Origin of the sequence: Hyalangium sp., assembly GCF_045802625.1 — a bacterium.
In the GTDB taxonomy this organism is placed as follows: domain Bacteria; phylum Myxococcota; class Myxococcia; order Myxococcales; family Myxococcaceae; genus Hyalangium.
In genome coordinates this window covers 1-12,028 of sequence record NZ_JBJMQP010000059.1, presented here as the reverse complement: position 1 = coordinate 12,028, position 12,028 = coordinate 1, and the positions used below count along the sequence as shown (strand labels likewise).

The following is a 12,028-nucleotide window of genomic DNA, read 5'->3' as shown; positions in this document are numbered from 1 at the left end:
GCCTTGCCTGCCCTGCGGACAACGAAGCGAGGGGAGTGCTACGGTGCCGCCCGTGGCGCAAGACGAATCCATCGCGGAGCGGGTGAACCGGCTGGAGCTGCCGTTCAACGAGTTCGGCGTCGACCCGTATGGCATCTCCAAGCGGCACGTCGCCCTGGCGGCGACCGCGCTCGCCGCGCTCTACCGCTACTACTTCCGGGTGCAGTGCTTCGGCATCGAGCACGTGCCACCTCGCGGCCGGGCCATGCTGGTGGGCAACCACTCGGGCGGCTATGCCATTGACGGCGCCATGCTGCTCACCTCCCTGCTGCTGGAGATGGAGCCGCCGCGGCTGGGCCAGGGCATGGCCGAGAAGTTCCTCAACAACATCCCCATCGCCTCGCTGTGGACGAGCCGCACCGGCCAGTTCACCGGCCTGCCCGAGCATGCGCGCCGGCTGCTCGAGGATGACCGGCTGCTCATGGTCTTCCCCGAGGGTGCGCGCGGCACCGCCAAGCTCTACAAGGAGCGCTACTCGCTGGTGGACTTCGGCACCGGCTTCATGCGCCTGGCCCTCCAGACGAAGACGCCCATCATCCCCGTGGGCATCCTCGGCGGCGGCACGGCGGTGCCCACCGTGGCCAACCTCTACAGCCTGGGGCGCCTGGCCGGAGTGCCCTACATCCCCGTCACCCCCTACCTGCTGCCCCTGCCGCTGCCCGCCCGGATCGAGCTCCACTATGGCGAGCCGTTCCACTTCTCCGGCACCGGAGACGAGGATGATGACGTCATCGCCGGCTACGTGGAGCAGGTGAAGTCGCGCATCGCCGGGCTGATGGAGCAGGGCCGCGAGCTGCGCAACCGGAGGCGCGGGGCATGAGAGTCCTCATCCTCGGGATCGCCGGCGGCATTGCCCGGAAGCTGGCCACGCGGCTGCTCGACGCCGGGCACGAGGTGCTCGGGATCGACGTGCGCCCCTGGTCCAGCGCTCCCCACGGCATCGAGCTCCACCGCGTGGACGTGCGCAAGCGCGCCGCGGAGGACGTCTTCCGCCGCCGCCGGCCCGACGCCGTGGTGCACATGGCCACCGTCACCGCGCTCACCGTGAGCGGCGGCGAGCGGGGCCGCATCAACCTGGATGGCACCAAGGCCGTGTTTGATCACTGCCGTGCCTATGGCGTGAAGCAGGCGGTCTTCGTCGGGCGGCACACCTTCTATGGCGCCGCGGCGGACTCGCCGCTCTACCACTCCGAGGACGAGCCCCCTCGCGCCCTGGAGAACGTGCCGGAGCTGGCCGATCTCGTCGCCGCGGATCTCTATGCGGCCACCGCGCTGTGGCGCATGCCCGAGGTGACCACCACGGTGCTGCGGCTCGTCTACACGCTGGGCTCGCCGGGCACGGGGACGCTGGCCAGCTTCCTGCGGGGCCGGCGTGTGCCGATGGTGCTCGGGTATGATCCGCTCTTCCAGGTGATGCAGGAGGAGGACGTCGTCACCGCCATCCAGCTCGCGCTGGAGAAGCGCATCCGCGGCATCTTCAACGTGGCCGGCCCGCCGCCCGTGCCCTTCTCCATCATCATCCGCGAGACGGGCCGCACGCCGGTGCCGCTGCCGGGGCCCGTGCTGGAGCGGCTCCTGGGGCGCTTCGGGTTCCCGGCCCTCTCCAAGGGCTCGCTGGCCCACATCAAGTACCCCATCGTCGTGGACAACGCCCGCTTCCGCGAGGCCACCGGCTTCCGCTACGACAACGACGAGGGCCGCATCCTCCGCATCTTCCGCGAGGCCTCTCCGCCTCCCGGCTCCCAGGGCTGAGGCGCGGGTTAGATCCGCCTAATGACGGCGCGCGTCATAAATCCTGGGAACCTTTCAAATCATGCAAGGTGCTATGTCGCGGATCCCCCCAACGAAGGATCCCCCATGTCACTTCGCAAGCTGCTCCAGGCCGTGCCCCCCGCGCTCGCCCTCGCGCTGTCCGCCTGTGGCGGGCCGGCCCAGCCCGACACGCTCGAGGCTCCCGAGAGCTTCTCGGATGTGCCCACGCCCAGCTCCCAGGCGCTGACGAGCTCGGTGATCAAGTACGTCTTCGTCATCACCATGGAGAACCACGCGGCCACGTCGATCTACGGCTCGGTGGACGCGCCCTACATCAACAACACCCTCATTCCCCAGTACGGCCGGGCCACCAACTACGTGGACAACCTCGCCTCCTCCGTGCCGAGCGAGCCGCACTACATCTGGATGGAGGCCGGCACCAACGCGTTGAGCGATTTCACCTTCACCACCGACAACAACCCCTCCTCCACCAACAGCAGCAGCAGCACCTCGCACCTGGCCACGCAGATCCGCAACGCCACCAACGGCGTCACGTGGATGTCCTACCAGGAGGGGCTGAACTCGACGACGGGCACCTGCCCCATCTTCGGCAGCGGCTTCTACGCGCCCAAGCATGATCCGTTCGTCTTCTTCCAGGACGTGTCCGGCGCCACCCCCTCGAAGACGAACAGCTACTGCTCCAGCCACCACAAGCCGTTCAGCTCGCTGGCCGCGGATCTGAGCGCCAAGACGGTGGCCACCTACAACTTCATCACCCCGAACCTGTGCAATGACATGCATGGCGCCACCGGCTGCCCGGACACCAACACCGTCCACTCGGGCGACACGTGGCTGCAGGCCAACCTGCCGGCGATCATCTCCTTCGCCAACGCCAACTCCGGTGTCATCTTCATCGTCTGGGACGAGCCGGCGACCACCGGCACCATGCCCTTCCTGGTGATTGGCCCCAACGTCAAGCCCAACTTCGGCAACAGCGTCACGCTGTCCCACTCCTCGCTGCTGAAGTCCGTGGAGGAGATCCTCGGCCTGCCCGTGCAGTCCAACGTCTCCAGCGCGAACGACTTCAGCGGCTTCTTCAACGCGGGCACATTCCCGTAGCCGAGGAGCCGGGCCGCGCCCAGGGCGGGAGGCTGGCACTCACTGTGGCGAGCGGGCACACTCCGCTCTACGGATGAATCGCTCTCTCGTCATCGTCCCGCGCTGGGCCGGCCGGCCCGATACCGACTTCTACGTGTGGCTCGAGGCGAAGCTCCGGGAGGCTCCCCAGGGGTTCTCCTCGGTGCGCACGCTCGACATGCCCAACCCCGCCCAGCCCACCATCCCCGGCTGGGTGGGGGCCCTCTCCGCCGCCGTGGGGCCAACTCCCGCGCCCTCCACCGTCCTCATGGGCCACAGCGTCGGGTGCCAGGCCGTCATCCGCTACCTGGCCACGCTCCCGCCCGGGCACGTCATCGATGGCGTGCTGCTCGTGGCCGCCTGGTGGGACGTGGACAAGCCGTGGGAGAGCCTCGTGCCCTGGGTGGAGACTCCCGTGGACCTGGAGCGCGTGCGCGCCGCCGCTCGCCGCTTCGTCGTGCTGCTGTCGGACAATGATCCGTTCACCTCCAATTACGTGCGCAACCGGCGCCTGTGGGAGGAGCGGCTCGGCGCGACGGTGCTCCTGGCTCCCGGCGCTCGCCACTTCAACAACCCTCGCGAGCCCGCCGTGCTGGAGGCCCTGCTCTCCCACTTCGGCTCCGCCCCCCACGCTCGGGAGTGACTCCTCATGGCCACCTCCACTCCGGAAGCTGTCTCCGAAGCCCTCACGGGCAGCCCCTCGTTCCTCATGCTCGGCGCTTGGGAGGTGGGGGGCTCCACGTTCGAGATCGCCAGCCGCCGCCGGCTCGATACCCGCCAGGTCATCCCCTACTTCGAGCATGACGGCGAGCTGCACGTCGGGGTGCTCCAGCGCCGCCGCGCCTCGCGGGCCCTGCGAGGGGCGCCGCTCGTAGGGCTGGAGCCCGTGGGCATCGACTTCGCCGGCGTCGACGAGACCGGGGACATCCTCGAGTACGGCCGCTCCGTCTTCAACACGCGCACCCGCGTCAGCATGGATGAGCGGCGCCTGAAGATTCCCCTGCCCAGCTACGCGCGCTCCATCGGATACCTCACCGAGTTCGCCCTGCCCCTCTTCGCCGCCATCCACCCGCCTCCCTCGCCGGAGATCGACGTGGAGTGGGATGGCGCTCGCCACCGCCTGCTCTTCCGGCCCGTGGACACGCTCCTGGGCGAGCTGGACTCCGGCGTCCACTCCCACAGCGAGGAGCTGTCCCTGCTGCTCCGGGCGCTGGTGGGCCCGCCGGCTTCGTCCCCGCGTGCGCCGCGCGAGGACTCTCCGGGCGCGCGGGCCCTGCTCGAACGAGAGGCCGCTCGCGTCTGGGATGCGCAGCGGCTGGGGAGCTTCGTCGAGCACGCGCTCGAGCCGGAGACCGCCTCGGGGTTCCAGCGCCGGGTGCCTCCCACGGGTGCGGACCTGCGCTTCCTGCGCGCGCACCGCGTCCACCTGGATGGCCGGTGGTGGGAGGTGGTGACTCCCGGCACGGGCCAGTCGCTCGTGGTGCTGCCCTTCGTGCGCCTCGGCGGCGAGACGTACTTCCTGCTCTGGTCCGAGATCCGTCCCTCCGTCCTGGAGCGCCGCGTGCTCCAGCCCCTCTATGACTTGCCCATCCACCCGCGCTACGTGAACGCCACCGGGTTCTTCCTCTCGGAGACCGAGGCCCGCGCGCTGGAGTCCAACGCCGCGCTCCCGGAGCTGGTGGCCCGGCGGCTGGGGGCGGCGCTCGGACAGCCCGTGGGGGTGAAGGCGCTGCAGCGGCTCGGGCGTGGCGCGGAGCCGGCCCCGGCGGTGAGCAGCGAGGTGCGGCACCGCGTCGCTTGTGAGCTGGATGTCTCCCGGCTGCAAGCGCTTCCCGAGGACGTGTTTCTGATCCGCGCGCCCGAGCTGTCCCGGGCCGTCGCGGAGGGCCGGGTGCGGGATCCGGTCATCGTCTCTGGGCTGCTCTCGCTGGGCGCGGAGCTGGGGCTGGATCCGTTCCGGGAGGCGCGCAGGGCTCCCGTGGAGTCGCGGCTCGCGTTCCTGGACACGATGACGCATGGCTCCACGGTGCAGCGGCGCCTGCAGACCTACTCCTCCATCGAGCAGGAGCAGCTCCAGGCGCCCACCTATGCGCGGCTGATGACACTGCTGCAGCACGAGTACGGCGTGCGCGTGGCCTACCCACGGAACGAGGCGGACCGCTCCTTCTTCAAGGCCGCCTTCCGCGTGTTCATGGCGTCCGATCGCGGGGAGGACCGGGCGCTCCAGGGGCTGCACTGGTCCCACGACGCGTTCCACTTCGGGCTGGGCAACTACACGCTGCCCGGCCCCGCGGACTTCGAGCGCTGGTACGTGGAGGGCGAGCCCATGCCCGGCTCCGCTCCGCCCGAGGGCCCCGTCTTCGAGCAGTACGCCCGGGCGCTCAAGGCCGCCGAGGATGAGGCCACCTTCTTCAGCTTCTGGACGCTGTACCACGAGGTGTTCGCGCTGAGCCGGTACGTGAAGCAGCTCACCTACTACGCGGCGTTGCGCGACATGGGCATCACGGATCGCCCCACGAGCCGCGCCATCTTCGACGCGGTGACGAACCGCGCGGAGATTCCTCCCGAGGTAGAGCGCTCCGAGACCTACCGCAACCGCAAGGACGTGAGGGAGCTCTTCGAGTACATGCGCGGCTTCCGGGACTACCACCTGAAGGACATCAAAGAGGCCTGGAAGTACGCCACGCGCGAGGTGTACCGGGGATTCTTCCTGCGCTTCGGGCTCTATTCGGGAGACACGGATGCGTATGTGCGCAGCGTAAAGGGGTTCCAGGCTCGGTTGGATGCGTACCCTCCGGGCCTCAACCCGCTGCTGGCCGAGTGCGCGGACGTGCGGGTGGGGCTGGCGCTGCGCGTGTTCGATGGGACCAAGGCGCTGCGGCTGGTGCGCAAGGCGCTGGAGGGGGCAGGAGAGGCGCGGCGCCAGCAGCGGCAGGACTTCCTGCGCGGCGTGGCGGAGCCCTACTTCTCGGCGCTGGAGGAACAGCAACGGAATCTGGGATTGCTGCGGGCCCAGGTGACGAACGCGGAGATGGTGCCTCGCAACGAGCACCTCCACGTGGACATCCAGGCTCTGGCGACCAAGGTGGAGGAGCTGCGCGGGCGGCTCTGGGACGAGGTGGCGAGAACCGGACTGCTCTCGGCCGAGGCCGTGGCCGCCGAGCGCATCCGCGAGCTGCCGCGTTAGCCCTGCTCTGCTGTCGTGGCGTCCGTCCTGAACCCGAGCCCCTCGGATACTTCCGAGTCGCTCAACTGGCGCCACGCGCCCACGGGCACGTCCAGCACCACGCTCCCCACCGCCTCGCGGTGCAGCGTCCGCACCGGGTGCCCCACCGCCGCGAGCATGCGCTTCACCTGGTGGTGCCGCCCCTCCGTGAGCACCAGCTCCACCCGGTCCGGCCCGAGCAGCCTCGCCCCCGCTGGCCTCGTGGGCCCGTCGTCCAGCTCCAGTCCCTCTCGCAGCCTCGTGAGTGCTTCCTCCGAAGGACGGCCCGCCACCTCCGCCACGTAGCGCTTCGGCAGGTGTGTCTCTGGTGAGGTGCCGTGCTGCACCACCCGCTCGTCATTCGTGAAGAGCAGCAGGCCCGTCGTGTCCCGATCCAACCTGCCGATGGCGAACCACTCGTGACCCTGCAGCTCACCGGGGAGCACCTCGCGCAGGCGCTCGAACACCGTCCCCACGCCCTCTGGGTCTGTCCCCGCCACCACCACTCCCGCGGGCTTGTGGAACATCACCACGCGCAGCGGCGCCTCCAGGCTGCGCACCTGCCCGTCCACTCGCACCTGCTGCCCCGCGTGCACTGGCGCGAAGGGCTCTCGCTCCACCCGGCCTCCCAGCTCCACTCGGCCCTCGCGGATGGCCCGCTCCGCCTCCGCCCGAGGCATCACCCCCGCCCGGCCGAGCGCCCGCGCCAGCCAGTCCGCCCGCTCCCCAGGCACCACCGGCCCCTGACGCCGCCGCGCCGCCTCCAGCCATCGCGGTGTCTTCTTCCGGCCCACGGTGTCCCTCGCCTCCTTCATTTATTCCCGCGTGGTGCCTTCGTACAGCGCCCACGCTTCATTCCTCCCCGTGCATCCCCACGCCTCCGCTGCCTGCTCCGCAGCCGGTGCACCGCCCTCGGCTGGCCGATTCCTTCTCGTGCCTAGTTTCTCTTCATGAGGCGCTGTCCGTGCGGCGGAAGGGCCGTCCGGATGGCGCGCCATTCACGGGAGGAATCATGGCCAGTGTCATTCCAGGCAGTGGACTCCAAGGCTCGAGCTTCGCGAATCCATCGGGCTCGGTCGGGGGTATCTCCGGACAGGACTCGCAGGGTGAGGGGCTCGCCCAGGCGGGCAAGGAGCAGGTCAAACGCCTCGGCGGCGTCACCCGCGAGCGCGTCTTCCACCAGGTGGACGGCAAGAAGGAGGAGTTCATCAAGAGCCTCCACGGCCTCGCCGACACGCTCCAGGGTGCCGGCAAGGACGCCAACCTCGGCGTCGCCCAGTCCCTCGTCGATGGCGCCATCCAGCTCATCCAGCGCGTGTCCAATCGCCTGGAGCAGGGCACCACCGAAGAGCTGGTGCGAGAGGCCCAGACGCAAGTCCGCCAGCGCCCGGGCCTCTTCATCGCGGGCTGCGTGGCGCTCGGCTTCTTCGCGGGCCGGCTCATGAAGATCTGAGGCGCCACCATGAACCCCTATGACTCTCAGACAGGAAGCCCGGGCTTTGATAGTGACTCCGGATTCCGGACCGCGGCCACGGAGGAACCCTCACAGCCCATCAAGGAGCTCGTCTCCGAGTTCCTCGAGCAGGGCCGCCGCCTGGTGCGCGCGGAGGTGCGGCTGGCGCGCGCCGAGGTGCGCCATGAGCTCAAGAAGACCACCGCTGGCGCGGGCCTCACCGCGGGCGGAGGCTTGGTGCTGCTCCTCGGAGCCTTCACCTTCGTGGCCTTCCTCGTGATCGCCCTGGCGGGTGTGATGCCGCTGTGGGCCTCGGCGCTGATCGTCGCGGTGGTGCTGCTGGCGGCAGGCGCGGGCCTCACCTGGTTCGGCCTCCAGCGGCTGAAGACGATTCACGGACCCACGAAGACAATCCAAACCTTGAAGGAGGACAGCCAATGGGCGAGCAGGACCATGCAATCCATGAAATCGCAGATGCACGGGCACGCATGAGCAAGCTCGCCGAGGAGCTGGCGCGCCACGCGAACCCCGACCACGTGAAGGCCGTCGCCACGGAGAAGGTGTCCGAGTGGAAGGAGCTCGCCAAGGAGAAGGCCTCGGAGAAGGTGGTGGAGCTGAAGGAGCAGGCCCGGGAGGCCCTCCACGACAAGGCTGCGGAGATGAAGACCCACGCCAAGGAGGCGGTGATGCAAAGGACCATGGAAGTGAAGGATCGGGTGGACACTCCGCGAGGCTGGAGCCTGCTGGGAGCCATCCTCGGGGCAGGAGTGGGCGCCGTCCTCATGAAGAAGGCGTTCACCCTGCGCGAGGAGCGGCACCTCTGGGGCGGAGGCAGCGCCAACCGCGAGGGCTTCCGCTACCGGGGCGAGAGCTATCCCCCCATCGCGAGCACCGGGGTACATGGAGGTACCCCCGCCGCGGGCATGAGCGGGGACATCAGCGCCATGGGTGGTGACGTGGGCGGCGCTGGAGTCGACCTGAAGGAGCGGGTCTCGGACGTGGGGCAGACGGTGAAGGACAAGGCGGTCGATCTGAAGGATCGCGCCATGGACACCGTGGGACAGGTGCGCGGCCGGACCTCGCAGCTCGTCCAGCGCATCCCCTCCGGAGCCGAGCTGAAGAGCCGGACCACCGACTGGTTTGGCCGGACGCTGGAGAACCAACCCCTCATGCTGGCCATCGGCAGCATCGCGCTGGGCGTGTTCGCCTCGCTGCTGCTCCCGGTGAGCAACCGCGAGCGCCAGCTCATCGAGCCCGCCAAGCGCAAGGCCCAGGAGAGCCTCTCTCAGCTGGGCGACCAGCTCGAGGAGAAGCTCCAGGGACATGAGGAGACGGGTGGCTCGGACGTCTCGGGGGAGAGCCGCGGCGACGTGGGGGCCATGGGAAGCGCGAGGGCGGGCTCCGACACCATGGAGCAAGCGGAGCTGCTGATGGGCGCCGATCGCCCAGGCCTCGAGGGCGAGGGCGAGGACCGTGCCGAGTCCCTGGCCACCCCCACCGGCTCGCGTATCCCGCCGATGCCGCCGCTGGATGACCTGACGACGAAGATCCACTGAGAGCCTCACGGCTCCCAGGGACTGCCGGGTAAGGGTGCTCCCTTCCCGGCGGTCCACCCTCCGAGCTACTTCCTCGGGCGAGCCGCCCACTCCCGATCGAGCATGGCGTGGATGAGCGAGTCACACCACTCGCCCTTGAGGAAGGTGTTCTCCCGGAAGTGAGCCTCCAGGCGGAAGCCGAGCCTTCGCAGCACTCCCACCGAGCCCAGGTTGCGCGGATCGCAGTCCGCCCACACGCGGTGCAGCCCGAGCGTCCCGAAGCCGAAGCCCAGGATCGCCTCGGAGGCCTCCGAGGTGTAACCCTGGCCCCACTGGGAGCGATCCAGCACGTACCAGAGCGCGCCTTCGCGCTGCTCGAAGTCCACCACCTTCAGGCCGCAGCGGCCGATGAGGCGCCCGTCCTCCCGGAGCACCACCGCGAGATCATGGATGCGCCGGGGAGACTCCAGCACCGTGGCCATGGAGTCCTGGATGTACTTGAGGCTCTCCTCGGGTGTGCGGATACCGTTGGATTGGTAGCGCACCACCTCGGGATCGGACTCGTACGGCCAGGTGGCGCGCCAGTCGTCCTCCACGAACTCGCGCAGGCGCAGGCGGGGGGTGAGCAGCTCCATGGGCCCGGAGCCGACGACACCTGGGGCCGAGCGTCAAGGTCTGGAGGGCTCCGGGCGGCCAGGAGCATGAGGAGGTTTGACTCGCTCGGGGAGCTCTGCCATGTGCCGCGCGTGCTTCCGCCTGAACACGCCGCTGGGCTCCACGCGCCGCCTCCTGGGCCGGTGGTGGCGTTCATCCTGCGGCTGGGGCAGGCCCTGCACCAGTACGGCACTCCGGCTCACCGGCTGGAGGAGCAGCTTCGCCAGGTGTCCGAGCGCTTCGGTGTGGAGGCGCGCTTCTTCACCACTCCCACGTCCATCTTCGCCTCCTTTGGTGCTCCCGAGGCGCTCCAGACGAGCCTCATCCGCGTGGAACCCGGGGAGATGGATCTCGAGCGGCTGACGCTGCTGGATGGGCTCGCGCAGGAGGTCATCCACGGGAAGATCAGCCCGGAGCAGGGAGCCGAGCGGGTGGAGTTCATCCTCCAGTCGCCCGCGCGCTATGGGCCTGCCATCACCCTGGTTTGCTGGACGATCGCGGCCGGGGCCGCGGCGAGGCTGTTCGGTGGCGGCCTTCGGGAGATGGGAGTGGCGGCGGTGAGCAGCCTGGCTATCGGCGTGCTGGCTCAGCTCACGCAACGCCACCTTCCAGCGTCCCGAGTGCTGGAGCCGGTAGCCGCGCTGCTGGCTTCCGGCCTGGCCGTGGCGGCGGCGAGTGTGCTCGGGCCGCTATCTGTCCAGGTGGCCACGCTCTCGGGAGTCATCGTCCTGCTGCCGGGGCTCGGGCTCACCGTGGCCATCAATGAGCTGGCCTCTCGTCACCTCATCGCCGGCACGTCGCGGCTGACGGGTGCGGCGCTCGTCTTCCTCCAGCTCACCTTTGGCGTGGCGCTCGGGCAGAGGCTGGCCGAGCTGCTGCCGATGCCACCGCCCCTGGTGCCCGCCGCTCCCCTTTCATTCTGGACGGCAGTGGCGGCCCTGGTGGTGGCGGCGCTGGCCGTGAGCGTGCTCTTCCGCGCTCGGCCCGCGGACATCGGGTGGATCGTCGCCGCGGGGGCCCTGGCGTTCGGCGGGGCCCGGTTTGGAACGCTGGGGCTTGGCTCGGAGCTGGGCGCCTTCGTCGGAGCGCTGCTGCTCGGCATGGCCAGCAACGTGCTGGCCCGGGTGCGCAACCGGCCGGCGGTCGTCACCATCGTCCCAGGGATGATGCTGCTGGTGCCGGGGAGCCTCGGCTTCCGCAGCCTGGAGTCCCTGCTCGCTCGGGATGTGGTGGCCGGCGTGGGCACCGCCTTCTCCATGCTGCTGGTGGCGGTGGCCATCGCCGCGGGGCTGCTCTTCGCCAACGCGCTGGTGCCCTCGCGCCGGGTGCTCTGAGGGCTACGGCGCGCGGCGAGTGGCCTGCGGCGCGAACCACTTGCGCAACACCTGCGGCGAGGACAGGCGGTAGATGTTCGCGTGGCGCAGGTCCGGCTGGGGCTCGTACTGCCACTTCAGCCCGGCCGGTGCGTTTGTGCGGAGTGTCTCCGCCAGGCGCGCGATGGGGTCGATGATGTCGTCGCCTGCGGACGACAGGTACAGCCCGCCGCGCATCTCCGGTCGGGCCTTGAGGCGCTCGCTGGCCTTGCGCACCAGCTCCGCGTTGTTCCACCAGAGGCTCGGGCTCAAGGCGATATAGGTGTCGAACATCTTCGGCTGCAGGAAGAAGGTCTCGACAATGAACAGCCCGGCGAGGGACTCGCCGATGATGGCGGTCTCGTCCGTCACACGATAGCGGCGGCGCACCTGCGGCATCAGCTCGTCGCGGATGAAGGAGCGGAACCCGGCCGAGCCGCCCACGTACGGGGCAATCTTGCGATCCTCGGCGACCTCGGTTGGGCCAGTCATGTCGCGTCGCCGTTCGGTGTTCTCGATGCCCACCACGATCAGCGGCCGAAGCTCGCCGGCCCGGATCGCGGCGTCGACGTCAGCGGCGACGTGAGGGAAGTCCTCCTGTTCGCCACCATCAGGCATGTACAGCACCGCATAGCGCGTGGCCCCCGCCGCGTCGTAGCCCGGTGGCGTGTAGACGTTGATGTGCCGGGTCTCCTTGAGCGTGGCGGACTCGAGGGTGAACGACTGGTGCGGCGGCATCGGCTCGGCGGCCAAGGCACGGGCCGAGCCACCAATAATCACTGCGAACAGGAGCACGTGGACCCGTTCCATCAACCGTCGCATCAATCAGCTCCTCGAAGAAGGGAGTGCGCAGCGGAGACCTGCTCGGCGGATGAAGTCCGCGTGGTCTCACAGGTGAGAG

The 12,028-nt window shown here is 69.5% G+C and carries 12 protein-coding genes; 9 read left to right on the top strand and 3 right to left on the bottom strand.

Features of this window, described 5'->3' with window-relative positions; all coding sequences use genetic code 11:
- Positions 1–52: 52 nt before the first annotated feature.
- The 5 genes from ACJ8AT_RS12455 (at position 53) to ACJ8AT_RS12435 (ending at position 6,115) form a co-directional block, all read left to right on the top strand.
- A complete protein-coding gene (locus ACJ8AT_RS12455; RefSeq protein WP_407737921.1) occupies positions 53–859 on the top strand; it encodes a lysophospholipid acyltransferase family protein in 807 nt (268 codons plus the stop codon).
- Positions 856–1,791 (top strand): SDR family oxidoreductase, encoded by a 936-nt coding sequence (locus ACJ8AT_RS12450; protein ID WP_407737920.1) that lies wholly within the window; start codon positions 856–858, stop codon positions 1,789–1,791. The genes ACJ8AT_RS12455 and ACJ8AT_RS12450 overlap by 4 nt, the downstream gene beginning before the upstream one ends.
- Before the next feature lie 105 nt (positions 1,792–1,896).
- Entirely contained in the window at positions 1,897–2,910 is a 1,014-nt protein-coding gene (locus tag ACJ8AT_RS12445; protein WP_407737919.1) for an alkaline phosphatase family protein, read from the top strand.
- A gap of 73 nt (positions 2,911–2,983) precedes the next feature.
- Positions 2,984–3,571 carry an RBBP9/YdeN family alpha/beta hydrolase gene (locus tag ACJ8AT_RS12440; RefSeq protein ID WP_407737918.1) on the top strand — a complete coding sequence of 196 codons (588 nt, stop codon included), beginning with the start codon at positions 2,984–2,986 and terminating at the stop codon, positions 3,569–3,571.
- Positions 3,572–3,577: 6 nt separating this feature from the next.
- On the top strand, positions 3,578–6,115 hold the full coding sequence (locus tag ACJ8AT_RS12435; protein WP_407737916.1) for a hypothetical protein: 2,538 nt from the start codon (positions 3,578–3,580) through the stop codon (positions 6,113–6,115).
- On the opposite strand, the gene ACJ8AT_RS12430 is transcribed toward ACJ8AT_RS12435, so the two are convergent.
- A complete protein-coding gene (locus ACJ8AT_RS12430; protein ID WP_407737914.1) occupies positions 6,112–6,948 on the bottom strand; it encodes a pseudouridine synthase in 837 nt (278 codons plus the stop codon). The genes ACJ8AT_RS12435 and ACJ8AT_RS12430 overlap by 4 nt on opposite strands.
- A 197-nt stretch (positions 6,949–7,145) precedes the next feature.
- On the opposite strand from ACJ8AT_RS12430, the gene ACJ8AT_RS12425 reads away from it, so the two are divergent.
- From ACJ8AT_RS12425 to ACJ8AT_RS12415, 3 genes are read left to right on the top strand one after another with little or no spacing between them, the layout of a single operon-like run.
- A complete protein-coding gene (locus tag ACJ8AT_RS12425) occupies positions 7,146–7,586 on the top strand; it encodes a hypothetical protein (protein WP_407737913.1) in 441 nt (146 codons plus the stop codon).
- Between the two features lie 9 nt (positions 7,587–7,595).
- A complete protein-coding gene (locus ACJ8AT_RS12420) occupies positions 7,596–8,078 on the top strand; it encodes a phage holin family protein (RefSeq protein WP_407737912.1) in 483 nt (160 codons plus the stop codon).
- Complete coding sequence (locus ACJ8AT_RS12415; RefSeq protein WP_407737911.1) at positions 8,075–9,142, top strand: hypothetical protein; 1,068 nt, start codon at positions 8,075–8,077, stop codon at positions 9,140–9,142. The genes ACJ8AT_RS12420 and ACJ8AT_RS12415 overlap by 4 nt, the downstream gene beginning before the upstream one ends.
- A 65-nt stretch (positions 9,143–9,207) precedes the next feature.
- Here ACJ8AT_RS12415 and ACJ8AT_RS12410 read toward each other — a convergent pair whose 3' ends face one another.
- Positions 9,208–9,756 carry a GNAT family N-acetyltransferase gene (locus tag ACJ8AT_RS12410; protein WP_407737910.1) on the bottom strand — a complete coding sequence of 183 codons (549 nt, stop codon included), beginning with the start codon at positions 9,754–9,756 and terminating at the stop codon, positions 9,208–9,210.
- A gap of 111 nt (positions 9,757–9,867) precedes the next feature.
- Here ACJ8AT_RS12410 and ACJ8AT_RS12405 point away from each other — a divergent pair, with 111 nt between their 5' ends.
- Entirely contained in the window at positions 9,868–11,109 is a 1,242-nt protein-coding gene (locus tag ACJ8AT_RS12405; RefSeq protein WP_407737909.1) for a threonine/serine exporter ThrE family protein, read from the top strand.
- 3 nt (positions 11,110–11,112) lie between these two features.
- On the opposite strand, the gene ACJ8AT_RS12400 is transcribed toward ACJ8AT_RS12405, so the two are convergent.
- Positions 11,113–11,949: an alpha/beta hydrolase gene (locus tag ACJ8AT_RS12400; protein ID WP_407737908.1), complete on the bottom strand. Its 837-nt coding sequence runs from the start codon at positions 11,947–11,949 to the stop codon at positions 11,113–11,115.
- Between the last annotated feature and the right edge of the window lie 79 nt (positions 11,950–12,028).